The organism is Streptomyces poonensis, assembly GCF_014650915.1.
Classification (GTDB): Bacteria; Actinomycetota; Actinomycetes; order Streptomycetales; family Streptomycetaceae; genus Streptomyces; species Streptomyces poonensis.
Genome location: NZ_BMVW01000006.1, coordinates 211565 through 228471, shown reverse-complemented (window position 1 = coordinate 228471; position 16907 = coordinate 211565). Strand labels below are relative to the sequence as shown.

General features: G+C 69.9%; 14 protein-coding genes. 3 read left to right on the top strand and 11 right to left on the bottom strand.

Annotated features, from left to right (window positions below):
* Positions 1–8: 8 nt before the first annotated feature.
* Together IE242_RS17915 and IE242_RS17910 are read right to left on the bottom strand one after the other, a co-directional pair.
* Positions 9–854 (bottom strand): nuclease-related domain-containing protein, encoded by an 846-nt coding sequence (locus tag IE242_RS17915; RefSeq protein ID WP_189860651.1) that lies wholly within the window; start codon positions 852–854, stop codon positions 9–11.
* A 439-nt stretch (positions 855–1293) separates the two neighbouring features.
* Positions 1294–2580 (bottom strand): serine/threonine-protein kinase, encoded by a 1287-nt coding sequence (locus IE242_RS17910; RefSeq protein WP_189860327.1) that lies wholly within the window; start codon positions 2578–2580, stop codon positions 1294–1296.
* A 166-nt stretch (positions 2581–2746) separates the two neighbouring features.
* Here IE242_RS17910 and IE242_RS17905 point away from each other — a divergent pair, with 166 nt between their 5' ends.
* Positions 2747–3004, top strand: coding sequence for a hypothetical protein (locus tag IE242_RS17905; protein WP_189860325.1), 258 nt, complete (start codon positions 2747–2749; stop codon positions 3002–3004).
* 296 nt (positions 3005–3300) lie between these two features.
* On the opposite strand, the gene IE242_RS17900 is transcribed toward IE242_RS17905, so the two are convergent.
* The 4 genes from IE242_RS17900 to IE242_RS17885 all read right to left on the bottom strand — a co-directional run bounded on the left by IE242_RS17900 (position 3301) and on the right by IE242_RS17885 (position 6980).
* Entirely contained in the window at positions 3301–3945 is a 645-nt protein-coding gene (locus tag IE242_RS17900) for a response regulator (protein WP_189860323.1), read from the bottom strand.
* A complete protein-coding gene (locus IE242_RS17895) occupies positions 3936–5198 on the bottom strand; it encodes a sensor histidine kinase (RefSeq protein ID WP_373299531.1) in 1263 nt (420 codons plus the stop codon). The genes IE242_RS17900 and IE242_RS17895 overlap by 10 nt, the downstream gene beginning before the upstream one ends.
* A 125-nt stretch (positions 5199–5323) precedes the next feature.
* A complete protein-coding gene (locus IE242_RS17890) occupies positions 5324–5986 on the bottom strand; it encodes a DedA family protein (protein ID WP_189860320.1) in 663 nt (220 codons plus the stop codon).
* Positions 5987–6143: 157 nt separating this feature from the next.
* Positions 6144–6980, bottom strand: a complete 837-nt coding sequence (locus tag IE242_RS17885) for an ATP-grasp domain-containing protein (protein ID WP_189860318.1) — start codon at positions 6978–6980, stop codon at positions 6144–6146.
* A gap of 170 nt (positions 6981–7150) precedes the next feature.
* Here IE242_RS17885 and IE242_RS17880 point away from each other — a divergent pair, with 170 nt between their 5' ends.
* Complete coding sequence (locus tag IE242_RS17880) at positions 7151–9175, top strand: NAD-binding protein (protein WP_189860316.1); 2025 nt, start codon at positions 7151–7153, stop codon at positions 9173–9175.
* Positions 9176–9239: 64 nt separating this feature from the next.
* Here the strand turns inward: IE242_RS17880 and IE242_RS17875 are convergent, their stop codons facing one another.
* Positions 9240–11120 (bottom strand): S9 family peptidase, encoded by a 1881-nt coding sequence (locus IE242_RS17875; RefSeq protein ID WP_189860314.1) that lies wholly within the window; start codon positions 11118–11120, stop codon positions 9240–9242.
* Positions 11121–11318: 198 nt separating this feature from the next.
* Between IE242_RS17875 and IE242_RS17870 the strand changes: the two genes are divergently transcribed.
* The gene (locus tag IE242_RS17870) at positions 11319–12143 is read left to right on the top strand and encodes an SURF1 family protein (protein ID WP_189860313.1); all 825 of its coding nucleotides are present in this window, start codon (positions 11319–11321) and stop codon (positions 12141–12143) included.
* A gap of 42 nt (positions 12144–12185) precedes the next feature.
* Here IE242_RS17870 and IE242_RS17865 read toward each other — a convergent pair whose 3' ends face one another.
* The 4 genes from IE242_RS17865 to IE242_RS17850 all read right to left on the bottom strand — a co-directional run bounded on the left by IE242_RS17865 (position 12186) and on the right by IE242_RS17850 (position 16749).
* The gene (locus IE242_RS17865) at positions 12186–13382 is read right to left on the bottom strand and encodes a DUF4232 domain-containing protein (protein WP_189860311.1); all 1197 of its coding nucleotides are present in this window, start codon (positions 13380–13382) and stop codon (positions 12186–12188) included.
* A complete protein-coding gene (locus IE242_RS17860; protein WP_189860649.1) occupies positions 13379–13987 on the bottom strand; it encodes a SigE family RNA polymerase sigma factor in 609 nt (202 codons plus the stop codon). The genes IE242_RS17865 and IE242_RS17860 overlap by 4 nt, the downstream gene beginning before the upstream one ends.
* 411 nt (positions 13988–14398) lie before the next feature.
* Positions 14399–15472, bottom strand: coding sequence for an aspartate-semialdehyde dehydrogenase (locus tag IE242_RS17855; protein ID WP_189860309.1), 1074 nt, complete (start codon positions 15470–15472; stop codon positions 14399–14401).
* Positions 15472–16749, bottom strand: a complete 1278-nt coding sequence (locus tag IE242_RS17850; protein WP_189860307.1) for an aspartate kinase — start codon at positions 16747–16749, stop codon at positions 15472–15474. Before IE242_RS17850 ends, IE242_RS17855 begins: the two co-directional genes overlap by 1 nt.
* Between the last annotated feature and the right edge of the window lie 158 nt (positions 16750–16907).

Here is a 16907-nt window from a genome sequence, read left to right as displayed (position 1 = left end):
CTCACGGCTCAAGCCGCCTGCCATGCCTGCCGATGCCGGGCGACGCTGTAGACCTGCTCGATCTGGTCTGCTGTCAGCACCCCGGTGAGAGGGGCCAGCACGGAAACCTCCCGTTCGCGATACACCCTTACCGTGAGCTGCGTGGCCACGACCTTCAGGTCGGTGACGCCGACGAAGACCAACACTGGCTCAACCGGCACAGGGAAGCCGCAGTAGCGCTCAAGCACTTGCTGTACGCGGCGAGCCTCAGCCCGACTCTTGCGAGCATAGGGCTCAGGTGCTCCATGGTTGACCTTCACCGCATCGTCGCCGACCCATACCGCCTTGTTGGCATGGTGCTTGGTGTTGATGCTGAACACTCCACCGGGCCCAACCAGGAGATGGTCGAGATCTACGTCCCTCGGCAGCGGGATGGAGTGCAGCACTCGCCACCCTTGGCGCCGCAACCGATCGAGTTCGGCCCCCACACGCTGTTCTCCTGCCAGCCCTTTACGCCAGGAGTCCCCTTCAATCGGGCGCCGTAGTAGCCAGGCAACCACCCGCGCCCAAGCACTCACACCGGCAGCAGCGACCTGCGGGCGCAGAGCATCACCCGGCGCGTTGGAAGCGAGGTCATCAGCCGCAGTCAGGGGCGGCAACACCGGCCTACCAGGCACCGCCGACGCCGGCACCGGGACGATGCCCGCTAAGTACTGAGTCAGTATGGCCGTCACCGGCTCGCGATACTCGGCCCGCAAGACCGTGATCACGCCTGTCTTGCAGTCGGCCCAGCCAACTGCCGTACCGTCCGGAAGGTTGGCGTAAAGGCGATCATGCCCGTACCGCTTCCAGCGCACGACTTGCAGCTCATGCATGGCCATGGCTCCCCCTGTTCCACGAACGTAACGTCGCCATGGCAACAGCAGGAGCGACACGGCCACAAGACCGCGATCGCGGTAAGACTTTCCCTACATCAATCAAGCCCGCGCACGGCGCGGGTGCGCGCCGCCTTTTCGGCGGGGCCGCCGCTCTGTCTTCGCCAGCAGCGGCCCCGCCCGGCGGTGCGCCGGCGGCAGCGGGTATGACGTGGGAGACACCCTCTGTGGCTGGGGCGGTCGGCTCCACGGCTTTAGGCAGCCAATTTGGCGCGAGCCTCGAAGATCATGGCCCAAAATCGGGCACTAACGGGCAGGCTCACAGACCTGCCCGATTCGCTGGCTAGCGTAATGGGCCATGATCACTCGCGCCAAATCAGCTCCAGCCCAAAGCCGCTACGCCGACCTTTCGACATCACCGAACGACCGAGCGGCATATCTACACGTCCGGCAGTTCTCGCCGAATAGCATCGGGAATAGCGAACCTCTTCAGGTAATGAGCCATAAATTTGGCACCTTGCACATCCTCGCGCAACAGATCTGCAACGAACTGAACCTCGTGCGGTGAACTCAACCTACGGACCGCTGACGCGAACACATCGCCAATATAAAAGCGGTTATGATCGACTCCCAGCCGAAAGATCCTCCGTAGCGCAATTTGCCGAAGCAATACATCATCACTGGACCACAGCACATTACGGAAGAAGTTCGCGAGCTCGTCAGTGTAACTGAAGGGGTGACTACCGTCAGCGTATCCGTCAAAAACTCGGACCACGTGAGAGAAAACCGAGGGATCCTCTTCCGCCATGGCCTCTATTACATCGCCCGGAAGACTGGGCAAGAACTCCTTGAAGAAAACTTCGTCGTCAGACCTCTCCGACAGGAAACGCAGCAGATCAGGAACCGCATCAGCCGCCTTTTCGACGGCCTTTTCACGCAGCGCTTGAGCCCGCTCCGTCGGCGCAGCCAGCTCATCACTCGGAGCAGTGGCCAGTTCCAGCGCTCGCCGTAGGTCAGCTACCGACTGGAAGCGGTCTTCAGGCTCTTCCGCAACACACTTAGTGATCACATAACGGAAGTCGGAAGGAATCTTCGCCACTCTAGCTCGCGGATATGGGATCTCACCTACGACGCAATAGTAAAGTATCTGCCCCATCGCGAAAATGTCGGCCGTTACGCCAACATTATGAGGATCGTCGTACTGCTCCGGAGCCATGTACGGCAGGGAGCCGAACAGGATTTCCTGACGGGTCATCGTCAAACTATTCGAGTTAACATCTTTGCAGAGCCCGAAGTCAGACACTACCCAGCGATCATCAAGGTATAGGATATTTTCGGGCTTCAAGTCCCTATGTATAATCCCTTCGGCATGGGCGTAAGCCAGAGCGTTCAATACTTCCATAACCATGACGAGGGTTTCATCCCACTCAACACTGCGCGACTGCAGGAGATCCTGCAGCGAAAAGCTAGCGAGCGGCATGACATAGAATGGGCTGGCCTCATTGAGATTCATTGCGATGATCGGCATAACACCCGGGTGGCGAAGCGCACTTTGACACCGCACCTCGCGCACAAAGCGAGCCCTATTTTCCTCGTCTGGAGATAGATCTGTGGACTCCAGCGGGAACTTCATCGCGACAAGACGATCCCGTTCGAGGTACTTCGCTCTCCAGACGGTTGCTTGTCCCCCGTCTCGAATCTTCTCAATTCTAGAAAACTTCGCCACGACTCGTCCCACCCCCGGGCGCCGGCATGAAGGTCATCGCATCGTACTCGGCCTGATGCTCGGACGGAGGTCATGTGACGTGCGTAGAACACCTGCGGCGATGAGGGTCACATGCTTTGATCAGAGAGCACGTGGCAGGTCTTACATCTGCGGGAGGGGAGCAACTATGAGTACGCCCAAGGTCTTGACCGTAACGCTTGAGTTTGAGATGGGGGAACGAAAGATTCACGCGGCAAGGATCAAGGCCGCCTATGAGGCTGCCGTGAGCGCCGCTATAGAAGCCGCCAAGGGCGAGCTACTCGACGGTAGTGTCACCACAGTCCGTAGTCGCATGACTTGGGACTACAGATGGGCCGAGCAATCAGCTCACTACACCGATGTAGACGTCGAGTGGGTAGAGGACGAAGACGAGCCGGAGGCATGAGCTGTGCGACCGGCTCAACCTCTACTGCTCGGCAGGGCACCGGTAGCGTCGGCAGGGTGAGTGTCTAACTGCGTGACAACGCCCGCGCACACCGGCGGACACCCACGCACACCAGCGGACCATCGCACCAGGTGAGAGCCACACCAGCCCAAGGTCAAGCCCGCGCCCAAGTTGCTTCGGGACGAAGAGGTCGTGGGTTCAAATCCCGCCACCCCGACACAGGTCAGAGGCCCATTCGCTTGATCGCGAATGGGCCTCTGAGTGTTTGTGCGGCAGCGGGGGCCGGCCCCGGCCGGCTACGACTCCAGGTACCTCAGGACCGCCAGGATGCGTCGGCTGTAACCGGTGGTGTGCGTCAGGTTCAGCTTGTCGAAGATCGTGTTGAGGTTCTTCTCCACCGCGCTCTGCGAGATGTGCAGTTTCTGCGCGATGGCCGCGTTGGTGTGGCCCTGGGCCAGGGCTTCCAGGACGCTGCGTTCGCGGGGGGTGAGGCGGGTCAGAGGGTCTCCGTGGGTGGTGCGGACGACCAGTTGCCGTACCACCTCGGGGTCGATGGCCGCGCCGCCCGCGTGGATGCGTTCCAGTGCGTCCAGGAAGTCGTCGACCTGAGCGACGCGGTCCTTGAGGAGGTATCCCACGCGTTCCGCGCTGGTGGCCAGCAGTTGGGCCGCGTAGGTGCGTTCGATGTGCTGGGAGAGCATGAGGACGCCGGTCTCGGGCCGGCGTTCGCGGATCTCCAGTGCCGCGCGCAGTCCCTCGTCGGTGTGGGTCGGGGGCATCCGGATGTCGAGGACGACGATGTCCGGTTGCCGTGTCTCCATCTCGTTCAGGAGGGATGCCGCGTCACCGACGGCGGCCAGGACCTCGTGCTCCTCCTCGGCCAGCAGGCGGACCAGGCCCTCCCGCAGCAGGGTCGAGTCCTCGGCGATCATCACGCGCATGGGAGCTCCGCGGTCATGGTGGTGGGTCCCCCTTCGGGGCTGTCGATGTGCAGGGCGCCGTCCAGCGCGGCCACCCGGCTGCGCAGTCCGCTCAGACCGGTCCCCGCGGGGTTCGCGCCGCCCCTGCCGTTGTCCTGGATGCGCACCACGAGCATCCCGCCGTGCAGTTCCACCCGTACGGAGACGGCCGTGGCGCCGGAGTGCTTGGCGGCGTTGGTCACGCACTCCGACACCACGAAGTAGGCGGCGGTCGCCACTGGCTGCGGCAGCGGCCCGGCGACGTCGTACTCCGTACGGACCGGGACGGCGCACCGCTCGGAGACCCCGGCCAGCGCCTCCTCCAGGCCCAGGCTGTCCAGCGCCGAGGGATAGACCCGCCAGGCCACTTCGCGCAGTTCGGCGAGGACGTCCTGGGACTCCTGGTGGGCCTGGCGCAGCAGGGCTTCCGCCTGTTCGGGGCTGCGTCCTCTGCGGGCCCGGCCGAGCAGCATGGCCAGCGCCACCAGACGTTGCTGGATGCCGTCGTGGAGATCGCGCTCGATGCGCCGGCGTTCGGCGTCCACCGCCTGTACGACCGCTGCCCGGCTGGTGGCCAGTTCACGGATGCGCCGCCGCAGCAGTTCCCGCTCGGAGGGACCGAAACACTCGCGGGCGGTCCGCGCGTCCAGGGCGGCGAGCGAGTGGAGCCCCTGGAGGTCGAGGAAGAGCAGCACCGCGCCGAGGAGCACCTGCGTCAGCAGTTCGTCCCAGCGGACGCCGCCCTGGGCCGTTCCCCGCACCAGGACACCCGCCAGGACGACGCCGAAAGCCAGCAGCCCGATCACGATGCCGCACAGCAGCCCCGTCCAGCTGCGGACCGCCAGATAGCGGAGGATCTTGTGGTCGGACGCCTTGTAGTGCTCGGGGAAGCGATCGCCGAAGAAGACGGACCGGCGGCCCCGTTCCAGGGCCGCCAGCCGGCGCGCTCCGGTCATGAGGACGCCGAACGCGCTGGTCCGGGTGAGCGGCCACAGCAGGAAGGGGCCGAGGGCGGTGCCGACGAGCAGGAAGTGGAGAGAGCCGAGCAGGGCGGTGGCGCAGCCGAGGAGCGCGCCGACGCTCCGGAGCGGCCAGGAGGGGCGGCGGCCGATCGCCGCGGCGTCGTCCTCGCCGTTCCGGCCGTCCCATGGGCCCGGCAGGCGGTGGTGGGCGGCGATCCCCGCGTGGCCGGCTGCGGAGTTGCCTGCGCGGCCGCCTGCGGATTCCCCCTGCACAGGGATCGAGACTAGTTCGGGTGTGCGGACGGAACAAGGAAGATCCGGGCGGCCGGGACAGGGACGATCCGGGTGGCCGGGCAGCGGGACCCTCCGGTCCCCCGTGCGGGCGCGCTCGCGGTGCGTCATGCGGCGCGGCGGTGCCGACCCCCGTCGCGGCCGCGCAGCCGTACGGCCACGTACGCCGCGAGGGCGACGGCCACCAGGACCAGCACTCCCTTGGAGAGGATCCCGACGTACGTCTCCACCACCTCCCACTGGCCGCCCAGCCAGTAACCGGCCATCACCAGGACGGAGTTCCAGATCAGGCTGCCGAGCGTGGTCAGCATGACGAACAGGGGCAGCGGCATGCGCTCCACTCCGGCGGGGACGGAGATGAGGCTGCGGAAGATGGGCACCATACGGCCGAGGAAGACCGCCTTGGTGCCGTGTTTCGCGAACCACTCCTCCGTGCGCTCCAGGTCGGAGGCCTTCACCAGCGGCAGCCTCGCCCAGATCGCGTGCATACGGGCACGGCCGAAGAGCATGCCGATGTAGTACAGGGCCATGGCTCCCGTGACCGAGCCCAGCGTGGTCCAGAACAGCGCCGAGGCCAGGGTGAGGGCTCCCTGGCCGGCGGCGAACCCGGTCAGCGGCAGGATCACCTCGCTCGGCAGCGGCGGGAAGAGGTTCTCCAGCGCGATGGCCAGTCCGGCTCCGGGGCCGCCCAGGGTGTCGACGAGATCGGCGGCCCAGCCCGCGATGCCGTCCGCGGGTTCCTGCGGCAGGGCCAGGGATGTGAGGTGCATATGCGTCTCCAAGCGGGCGGGTCGGTTGGCCCGGGGCAGGCGCCCCGATCGCCCTCCACGCTAGAAATCGCAGCTCAGCGACGGTATGAGGATTGCCGTCCGGTCGGCTGCGGTTTTCCGCAGTGCTCACCTGCGGAAAACCGCACCCCGGCCGGCCTCATGCCAGGAAGTCGTCCAGGGACTTCGCCATCGCGGTGACGAAGGCGTCCCGGGCGAGGGCGGGGATCCGGTCGAGGGAGAGGTACGGGTTCAGGTCCTCCAGCTCGACCAGGAGGAGGTCACCCTCCTGGGTGCGGCAGGCGTCGACGCGCTGGATGCCGTGATCGAGGGTGTTCCAGGTGATGAAGCGCCGGGCGAAGGCGAGGTCCTCAGCGGTGGGCTCGTAGGGTTCCAGGACCCAGCGGCGGTCGGGGTCGGGGGCGTACAGCGCGTACTGGAACGTGTCGTCGACGTAGTAGAACGACACCTCGTGGCGGAAGTCGACGCGCGGCTGGACGAGGACGTCGCCGTCGCCGCGGAACAGGCCGTCCAGGCCGTCCAGTTCCTCCCGCGGTACGAAGCGCAGGCCTATCGAGTCGGCTCCCGCCTTCGGTTTCACCGCGTACAGGGCGCTCTCGGGAAGGTGGTGCAGGTCTTCCGGGCGGTCGATCGTGGGGATGACCGGGTAACCCGCCCTCGTCAGGTCCAGCAGGTACTGCTTGCCCGCCATGTCGCCGCGGCCCGTCAGCGGGTTGTAGACCCGGGTGCCGCGCTCCGCCGCCCGGGCACGGAAGGCGTCGTACTCCTGCTGGTAGTGCAGGACGGGGCCGCTGTTGCGGACCACGACGGCGTCGAAGCGGTCCATCATCGCAATGGCGTCGAGCGGGTGGCACAGCGCGACATCGAAGTGCGCGCGGAGGCGGGAGGAGAGGTGGATGTCCTCGTCGCAGTAGCGCCGGCCCCTCGCCTCGTAGGTGAGGTCCGTGACGTACAGCAGGCTGGGGCGGGGCGGCACGGGGCGTCCTCTTCTCGGCTCGGTCACCGATGTTCATCAGTGGTTGACAGCGGTTGACGGTGGTTGACAGTGGAACCACGCACAACTGTGCGGCAGTCTTCTCCCTCGTGGGGAGCCTTCCATATCAACGTGGGTCGCATCGGAGCGGATCGCTCGCCGACGGGGCGCACATGGTGGTGTGCGGCGACGACGGGCTCGCGCTGCGGCTGGCGGCCGAGTTGCGGAGCGTCTACCGGGAGCAGGTGGTCCTCGTCGTACCGCCGCGCGAGCCGGTCGCGCGGCAGCCGGTGGTCGGGCGGGCCCGGACACCGGCGTGGCTGGACCGGTTCTCCGCGTTCTCCGCGGTGGTCGGCCGGGCCGGCGGGAACGGTGACTCGGAAGCAGTGGGATCTCCGGGTGCGGGTGCGGGTGCCGGTGCCGGTGCGGCCGGGGCCCGGGACCGTGTGGTGGAGGCCGCCGAGGCGAGCGAGGCCGTGCTGGCCGAGGCGGGGGTGGAGCGGGCCGCCGCACTGGCGCTCGTGTACGACGACGACGAGACCAACATCCGGGCCGCGCTGACGGCCCGGCGGCTCAACCCACGGCTGCGGCTCGTCCTGCGGCTCTACAACCGGCGGCTGGGCCAGCACATCGAGGAACTGCTCGATCAGGCATCGGACCTGGCCGTCGGAGACGGTGACGGGACGGGGGACGGGACGAGTGACGGGACGGGGGACGGGACGGATGACGGGTCGGGGGGCGGCGCGCGGGGGCGGTTCGGGTTCGACGCGTCCACCACCGTGCTGTCCGACGCCGACACGGCCGCGCCCGCGCTGGCCGCTACCGCTGTCGCCGGTACCAGCAAGGTCGTGCAGACCGACGGGCTGATGCTGCGGGCCGTGGAGCGTGCGCCGGGGCAGGGGGCCGGTCAGGGGGCCGGGCTGTGCACACTGGCCCTGCTGTCCACGACGACCAGCGACCCCGCCGGGGACGAGGGGTCCGAGAGCAGTGGGCCGCGCGGGCCGCGGCTCCTGCCCGACGAGAGCGAGACGGCCGCGGCGGGCGGGCGCGGCACCGTCGTGCTGGAGACCGTGTCGTACGCGGGGCCCGAGCTGCCGCCCGGGCGCGCGGGCGTACCGCTCGGAATGTTCCAGTCCCTGTTCTCACGGCGGCTGCGGTGGTCGCTGGCGGGGCTGGTGGCGTGTGTGGTCGCGCTGGCCGTGGCACAGGTGGTGATCACCGACGAGGATCCGCTGCGGGCGACGTACATCACGCTGCTCGATCTCTTCGCCATCAACGAGCCCGCGGTCGGCAGAACGCTGGGCGAGCAGGTGCTGCAACTCCTGTCCGGGCTGATGGGGCTGCTGTTGCTGCCGGTGCTGCTGGCCGCCGTGCTGGAGGCGCTCGGTACGTTCCGCAGCGGCACCGCACCGCGGAAGCCACCGCGCGGCCTGTCGGGGCACGTGGTACTGCTTGGGCTCGGCAAGATCGGGACACGGGTGCTGACCCGGCTGCGGGAGCTGCACATCCCTGTCGTGTGCGTCGAGGCGGACCCCGACGCGCGGGGCCTGGCGGCGGCGCGGCGGCTGCGGGTGCCGGTGATCCTGGGGGACGTCACGCAGGAAGGGGTGCTGGAGGCCGCGAAGATCCACCGGGCGCACGCGCTGCTGGCGCTGACGAGCGAGGACACCACCAACCTGGAGGCCGCGCTGTACGCCCGGTCGCTCAGACCCGACCTGCGGGTGGTCCTCCGGCTGTACGACGACGACTTCGCGACCGCCGTCTACCGCACGCTGCGGGCCGCGCATCCGCGGGCGCTGACCCGGAGCCGAAGCGTGTCGCACCTGGCGGCACCCGCGTTCGCCGGGGCCGTGATGGGGCGGCAGATCCTGGGAGCCATACCGGTCGAGCGGCGGGTGCTGCTGTTCGCGGCCGTCGAGGTGGACGGGAACCCGCGGCTGGAGGGGCGGACCGTGGGCGAGGCGTTCCGGGCGGGGGCCTGGCGGGTGCTGGCCCTGGACACGGCGGACCCGGCCGAGCGCGCGGCCGACCTCGCGGCGCCGCGTGCTACAAGGGCGCCCGGCGCGCCGTCCGGACTGGTCTGGGACCTGCCCTCCACGTATGTGCTCCGCAAGCAGGACCGGGTGGTGCTGGCCGCCACCCGCCGGGGGCTGGCGGAGCTGCTGGGCCGGAGGCCGGGTGCGGCGGGCCGGGGGTGAGGTACCGGTACGGCACGTATCAGTACTCGGTACCCGTACCTCACCCCGTTCCCCGTCCCTCCGGTCAGGCCTCCCGAGGGTCGGGCCCCCCGAGGTGTCTCCGGGCGAAGTCCAGCTCCAGCCGCACCTGCTTGATGCGTTCGTCGACGACCAGGGACCCGTGCCCCGCGTCGTACCGGTAGACCTCGTGGACGGCGCCGCGGTCGGCCAGGCGGTCGACGTAGTTGTCGACCTGGCGGATCGGGCAGCGGGGGTCGTTGACGCCGGCCGAGATGTAGACGGGGGCCTTGACCCGGTCAACGTACGTCAGGGGCGACGAGGCCTCGAAGCGCTCGGGGACCTCCTCGGGGGTGCCGCCGAGGAGCGTGCGGTCCATGGCCTTCAGGGCTTCCATCTCGTCGTGGTAGGCCGTGACGTAGTCGGCGACGGGGACGGCCGCGATGCCGACGGTCCAGTGGTCCGGCTGGGTGCCGAGGCCGAGGAGCGTCAGATAGCCGCCCCAGGAGCCGCCGGTCAGGACCAGCCGGGCCGGGTCCGCGAAGCCCGAGGTGACCGCCCACTCCCGGACCGCCGCGATGTCCTCCAGCTCGATGAGGCCGACACGGTGCTTCAGGGCGTCCGTCCAGGCGCGGCCGTAGCCCGTCGAGCCGCGGTAGTTGATCCGGATGACCGCGTAGCCGTGGTCGAGCCACGCCGCCGGGGCCGCCGCGAACGCGTCGCTGTCGTGCCAGGTCGGGCCGCCGTGGATGTCGAAGACCGTGGGGTACGGGCCGGAGGCGCCCCGCGGGCGCTGGACCAGGGCGTGGATGCGGCCGCCGGGGCCGTCCACCCACACGTCCTCCACCGGCACCGACCCCGGGCACTTCACCGTACTGCCGCCGGCCGTGACCGGCGGCGGGTCGAGGACCACCCCGCCCGTCGTCGAGCGGACCGCCGGCGGCTCGGCCGCCGACGACCACAGGTACTCCACGCTGCCGTCCGGGCGGGCCGTCGCCCCCGAGACCGTGCCCGGCGGGGTCGGGACCCGCGTGAGGCCCCGGGTGGCCAGGTCGTACCGCCACAGCTCGCTGCGTGCCTCGAAGCTGTGCACGACGAGGAGCGCCGACCCGTCCGGGTACCACTCGGCGCTCAGGTCCCCCGGCAGCCGGCCCGCGATGCCCAGGTCGGTCTCCTCGCCGGACGCGACGTCCCACACCAGCGGCTCCCAGCGGCCGTTGCGCTGATGGCCGACGAGCAGCCGGGTGTCCCCGTCGACCGGGGCGAATCCCAGCACCTCCAGGCCCAGCTCGACCGTGCCGCCCTTGGTGTCGTCCAGCTCCGTGACGGTCGTGCCGTCCGGGCGCAGCACCCGCAGCGCCGAGTGCATGGCGTCGCCGTGCTCGGTGTGCTCGATCGCGATCAGTGAGCCGTCGTGGGAGAGGTCACCGACACCGGCCGACTCACGGTGGCGGTAGATCTCCACGGGGTCCTCGCCGCGCCGGGACACATGGATCGTCGAGCCGTCCTCGTCCGTGGAGCGGCCGACCACCGCCGTACGGCCGTCGCGGGCGATCGCCAGGCCCGCCGGGTAGGAGGGCTCCAGGCCCGGGGTGGCCTCCTCGTCCGGGCCGCCGTGGAACGGCTGGCGCCGCCACACCCCGAACTCGTCGCCGTCCTTGTCGTCGAACCACCAGACCCACTCGCCGTCCGGCGAGAGCACCCCGTCCGTCGTGCCGTTCGCCCGGTCCGTGACCTGGCGGCGCTCCCCCGTCTCGCGGTCCCACGCGTAGAGCTCGTACGTGCCCGTGGCGTTGGAGACGAACAGCGAGCGGTGCGGCGCGTCCTGCGCCCAGTCCGGCAGCGACACCCGGGGGGCCCGGAAGCGCTTTTCCCAGTCGGGCATCGGCCCGCTCTGTTCGTCCTGCGGGGAGGATCCGTTGCGAGAGGATCCGTTGCTCTGAGTCATGGCCCCATACTGCCCGTCCCGGCCCCCGAACCGACGCCGAGGACCACAGCCTGTGGAAAACTCGGCCCGCGCCTGGCCGGCGGTCACCCGGAAGTGGGGTCCGCGGTACGCCGCGACGACGCCGCGACCAGTTGTCCGGGCAGCGGAGGGACGACCCCGCGGACCGGCGCGGACCGGCGGCCCCGTACCGTAAAGGGCGTGTACCGGTTCCTGCTGACCCCCCGTTGGTGGGGGATCAACATCTTCGTGCTGCTGGCCATCCCCTTCTGCATCTTCATGGGGTCCTGGCAGCTGAGTCGGTTCGAGGACCGCGTGGAGACCCACCAGGCGGCGGAGGAGCACGCCGAGACGGCGCAGCGGGAGGCGGCCCGGCCGCTGGACGAGCTGCTGCCCGTGGACAAGGAGACCTCCGGCAGGCAGGCCACGGTGACGGGCCGGTACGGCACGCAGCTGCTCGTACCGGACCGGAAGCTGGACGACCGGAACGGCTACTACGTACTGACGCTGCTGCGCACCGACGACGGCAGGACACTGCCCGTCGTACGGGGCTGGCTGCCCGGCGAGGCGGACCCGGCGAAGGCGCCCGCCGCGCCCACCGGAGAGGTGACGGTCACCGGTGCCCTCCAGGCGTCCGAGAGCCCCGGTTCGAACGGGGTGACCGCGGTCGGCGGGCTGCCGAAGGGCCAGACCGGGGTGATCAGCGCGGCCTCGCTGGTGAACCTCGTGCCGGACGACGTGTACGACGCGTGGATCACGCTGACCGAGGCCGACTCCGGGATGAAGGCCGTGCCCGCGACCGCGCCCGACGACACGGGCCTGGACCTGAAGGCGTTCCAGAACCTGGGCTACACCGGCGAGTGGTTCGTCTTCGCGGGCTTCGTGGTCTTCATGTGGTTCCGGCTGCTGCGCCGCGAGCTCGAGTTCGCGCGCGACGCGCGGCTGGGGCTGGTGACGGACGAGACGGACCAGGGCGCCGACGGGACGCCGGCCCGGGAGTCCGGCCGGCAGAGCGAGCCCGCGTAGCGTCATGGGCGCCCGGTACGGCCGGGCGCCCGGTGAGCTCGCTCAGGAGCCCGCCAGCAGCCCCGTCCAGTAGACCGTGCCCGCGCACGCGTTGCTCACGGTCGCCGTGACGGACGGCGCACCGTCCGCCGCCGTGTGGGTGACCGCCACGCTGCCGTCGGCGACGCCGTCCTGCCTGAGGAGCTGGGGCGCCGTCCCCGTTCCCGTCCCCGTCGCCTCGGCGGAGGTGCCGCCGCCGTCGGGAACGCTGTCGGTGGGGCTCGGGTCCGGGGTCGGGTCGGTGCCGCCACCGCCGCCTCCAGCACCGCCGCCCCCACCGCTGCCGCCGCCGTCGACGGGACAGGTCTCCGTGGGCACCCAGGCGAACTTCACCTCGTACGCGGCGCCCGGCTGGAGCACCAGCTGGGAGACCGTCAGCGAGGGATCGGGCAGCCCGGTGGCCGCGTCGCCCGCGACATGGGCGGTCACGAGCAGCTTGGACTGGTCCGCCGCGCCCTGGGCCACCGAGCTCACGCCGCCCGTGCCGGAGACGCTGCAGCTCGTGCCGGAGACGTTGGTCACGCGGAAGGTGCCGTACACCGCGCCGGCCGCGTCCGGTGCGTTCACCGTCGCGGTGGCGCCGCCGAGCCGGCCCCCCGTGCACACCGGCATGCTGTCGGGCGATGCCGTGGCCGAGGGACCCGTACCGCCGCCGGGCGTGCCCTTCTTTTCGTCCTTCTCGTCCTTGCCGCCGTCCTTGCGGCCGGTGTCCTCGGAGGAGTCGGCGGAGCCGCCGGAGGATCCGGAACCGCCTTCTTCGCCCACGCTCTGGCTGGCGCCTCCCTGTGCCTCCTGGGAATTGCCGACCGCCGAGGTGTTGGCGCTGGTGCCGGTGGAGTTGGACACGTGGACGAGGGCCGGGACCGCCGTGCCGGCGAAGAGGACGGCCGCCGCCATGCCGACGACCGCCTGCCGCCTGCGCGTCCGCCGGGCGGGGACCGCGCGCCGCAGATGCTCCAGGGTGCCGTCCTTGGGCTCGATGTCCATGACGGCCCGGTGCAGCAGCCTGCGCAATGCCAGCTCGTCCGCCTCGAGCCCGTCGGGGCCCTGTTCGTCCGGGCCGTGGTTCACAGTTCCGTTCCCAGCGTGCGATTCGTTCCGAGCGTGCGACCGGTTCTGATCGTGCCCGTCCTGACCAGGCTCGATCTCGCTCTCGCGCTCGTCGTGCCCGTATTCGTCCCGTTCGTCGTGGCCGCTCATGCCGACGCCTCCATGGCGACCCGGAGGGCCGCGATGCCGCGCGAGCCGTACGCCTTGACGGAGCCCAGCGATATGCCGAGCGTCTCGGCGACCTGGGCCTCGGTCATGTCCGCGAAGTAGCGCAGCACCAGCACCTCGCGCTGCCGCCGCTGGAGCCCTTTCATCGCCTTGATCAGCGAGTCGCGCTCCAGCTGGTCGTACGCGCCCTCCTCCGCGCTCGCCATGTCGGGCATCGGCTTCGACAGCAGCTTCAGCCCGAGGATGCGGCGGCGCAGCGCCGAGCGGGAGAGGTTGACGACCGTCTGACGCAGGTACGCCAGCGTCTTCTCGGGGTCGCGCACCCTCTTGCGCGCGGAGTGCACGCGGATGAAGGCCTCCTGGACGACGTCCTCGCAGGACGCGGTGTCGTCGAGCAGGAGCGCCGCGAGACCGAGGAGCGACCGGTAGTGGGTGCGGTAGGTCGCGGTGAGATGGTCGACGGTGGTGCCGGCCGCCGTGGTCTCGGCGGTGGTCTCCTCAGCGCCGTCGCGCTGGCCGGGTATGCGGGCGGGCCGCGCTGCGGGCATGGGGGCGATCACCGGCATGCCGCCGGGAGCGACGGCCATACGGGAACGGCGGGGCGGACGCAGGGCTGTGCCTGTCGTCCGTACCGCGGTGAAGTCGAGTACCTCTGCCACGCCAGTTGGACACGTTCCGGGCCGCCGGGGTTGTACGCGACGTGCATCGGTTTCGCGGCAGGTCGTGTCCGCGTCGGCTGTGTCGGCGCGTCCGCCGGTCTTCCCGACGGCGCACCGGACAACGTCTCGTATGCCCCCATGCGTACCAGCTCTTCCCCTATGCCCGTGTGTCCTGGTGCCCGGTCCCCCGAAGGGCGTTCGCAAAGACGCTCCCCGCCCTCCGCGCGGTTGCGGTCAACAGGAAGGCGGTGCGGCCGGAAACCGCGGTGCGCAAAATTTACATGGTCACCACAACCTGGGGGGCGGCCACCCATGACGTCGTCGCCGTGCGGTGACCGCTCACGCCCGCAGGTCGGCCGCCACCAGTTCCGCGATCTGCACCGTGTTGAGGGCGGCGCCCTTGCGCAGGTTGTCACCGCACACGAAGAGTTCGAGCGCCGTGGGGTCGTCGAGCGCGCGGCGCACGCGGCCCACCCAGGTCGGGTCGGTGCCCACCACGTCGGCCGGCGTCGGGAACTCCCCCGCGGCCGGGTTGTCGAAGAGGACGACACCCGGGGCGGTGGCGAGGATCTCGCGCGCCTTGTCGACGGTGACCCCGCCCTCGAAGCGGGCGTGGACGGTGAGCGCGTGCGTGGTGACCACGGGGACGCGTACGCAGGTCACGGCCACCGGGAGCGACGGCAGTCCGAGGATCTTGCGGGACTCGTCGCGTACCTTCATCTCCTCCGAGGACCAGCCCTCCTCGCGGAGCGACCCGGCCCACGGCACCACGTTCAGCGCGACCGGCTCGGGGAACGGGCCGGTGTCGTCGCCCACGGCCCGCCGTACGTCGCCCGGGTGCGTCCCCAGTTCCGTACCGGCGACGAGCGACAGCTGGCGGCGGAGGGTCTCGACGCCCGCGCGGCCGGCCCCGCTGACCGCCTGGTACGAGGAGACGACCAGCTCGCGCAGCCCGAACTCGGCGTGCAGCGCGCCGAGCGCCACGATCATCGACAGGGTGGTGCAGTCGGGGTTGGCGACGATCCCGCGCGGGCGCCGGCGGACGGCGTGCGCGTTGACCTCGGGGACGACCAGCGGCACGTCCGGGTCCATGCGGAAGGCGCCCGAGTTGTCGACGACCACCGCGCCCCGGGCCGCGGCGACGGGCGCCCACTGCGCCGCGACCTCGTCGGGCACGTCGAACAGCGCGACGTCGGCCCCGTCGAAGGCGTCCTCCGACAGGGCCGTCACCTCCACCTCCTCACCGCGCACGGCCAGCTTGCGGCCGGCCGAACGCGGTGAGGCGAGCAGACGGATGTCGCCCCAGATGTCCGCGCGCTGGGACAGGATCTGGAGCATGACCGCGCCGACGGTCCCGGTCGCCCCCACGACCGCGAGCGTCGGCCTGCCGGTGCGACCGGCATCGGGGGTCATCAGCGGCCGGTGCCTCCGTAGACGACGGCCTCGTCGCTGTCGGAGTCGAGTCCGAACGCGCTGTGGACGGCGCGGACGGCCTCGGGCACGTCGTCGGCGCGGGTGACGACCGAGATACGGATCTCGGAGGTCGAGATGAGCTCGATGTTGACCCCGGCGTCGCTGAGCGCCTCGAAGAAGCCGGCCGTGACGCCCGGGTTGGTCTTCATACCGGCGCCGACCAGGGAGATCTTGCCGATCTGGTCGTCGTAGCGCAGCGAGTCGAAGCCGATCGCGTTCCTGGCCTTCTCCAGGGCGTCGATCGCCCGGCGGCCGTCGGTCTTCGGCAGCGTGAAGGAGATGTCCGTGAGACCCGTCGCCGCGGCCGAGACGTTCTGCACGACCATGTCGATGTTGAGTTCGGCGTCGGCGATGGCGCGGAAGATCGCGGCGGCCTCGCCCGGCTTGTCCGGCACGCCGACGACCGTCACCTTGGCCTCGGAGGTGTCGTGCGCGACACCGGAGATAAGGGCCTGCTCCACCTTCTGATCCCCTTGCTCGATCGGCTCACTGCTGACCCACGTGCCCTGCAGCCCGCTGAAGGACGAGCGTACGTGGATCGGGATGTTGTAGCGGCGGGCGTACTCCACACAGCGGTGGAGCAGCACCTTGGAGCCGGACGACGCCAGCTCCAGCATGTCCTCGAAGGAGATCCAGTCGATCTTCCGGGCCTTCTTCACGACCCGCGGGTCGGCGGTGAAGACACCGTCGACGTCGGTGTAGATCTCGCAGACCTCGGCGTCGAGGGCCGCGGCCAGCGCGACCGCGGTCGTGTCGGACCCGCCGCGCCCGAGCGTGGTGATGTCCTTCTTGTCCTGGCTGACGCCCTGGAATCCGGCGACGATCGCGATGTTGCCCTCGTCCAGCGCCGTACGGATACGGCCCGGCGTGACGTCGATGATCCGGGCTTTGCCGTGGACCGAGTCGGTGATGACGCCTGCCTGGCTGCCGGTGAAGGACTGGGCCTCGTGGCCCAGGTTTTTGATCGCCATCGCCAGCAGGGCCATGGAGATCCGCTCTCCCGCGGTCAGCAGCATGTCGAACTCACGGCCGGCAGGCATCGGCGACACCTGCTCGGCGAGATCGATCAGCTCGTCCGTCGTGTCGCCCATCGCGGAAACGACGACGACCACCTGGTGGCCGTTCTTCTTCGCTTCCACGATCCGCTTGGCGACGCGCTTGATGCCCTCGGCATCGGCTACGGAGGAGCCTCCGTACTTCTGCACGACAAGGCCCACGTGCGCTCCTCGCTCAGTCCGTCTCTGTCCGCACATACCCACGTACTGCGGTCGGCTCAGTCTATCGAGCGGCCGGTCGCCCCCTCCGGGATATCGCATGGTGAGATGTCCCGCCCACCCTGCGACGACCCCGGTGTTTCTCCCGTCTCGGCCCGGCA

Excerpts from the sequence above, each read along its gene's own strand:
- IE242_RS17865 (WP_189860311.1), bottom strand. The coding sequence starts at position 13,382 with ATGAGCGGCCACGACGAACGGGACGAATACGGGCACGACGAGCGCGAG.
- IE242_RS17855 (WP_189860309.1), bottom strand. The coding sequence starts at position 15,472 with ATGACCCCCGATGCCGGTCGCACCGGCAGGCCGACGCTCGCGGTCGTG.
- IE242_RS17905 (WP_189860325.1), top strand. The coding sequence starts at position 2,747 with ATGAGTACGCCCAAGGTCTTGACCGTAACGCTTGAGTTTGAGATGGGG.
- IE242_RS17890 (WP_189860320.1), bottom strand. The coding sequence starts at position 5,986 with ATGCACCTCACATCCCTGGCCCTGCCGCAGGAACCCGCGGACGGCATC.
- IE242_RS17875 (WP_189860314.1), bottom strand. The coding sequence starts at position 11,120 with ATGACTCAGAGCAACGGATCCTCTCGCAACGGATCCTCCCCGCAGGAC.
- IE242_RS17880 (WP_189860316.1), top strand. The coding sequence starts at position 7,151 with ATGGTGGTGTGCGGCGACGACGGGCTCGCGCTGCGGCTGGCGGCCGAG.
- IE242_RS17915 (WP_189860651.1), bottom strand. The coding sequence starts at position 854 with ATGCATGAGCTGCAAGTCGTGCGCTGGAAGCGGTACGGGCATGATCGC.
- IE242_RS17860 (WP_189860649.1), bottom strand. The coding sequence starts at position 13,987 with ATGGCCGTCGCTCCCGGCGGCATGCCGGTGATCGCCCCCATGCCCGCA.
- IE242_RS17900 (WP_189860323.1), bottom strand. The coding sequence starts at position 3,945 with ATGCGCGTGATGATCGCCGAGGACTCGACCCTGCTGCGGGAGGGCCTG.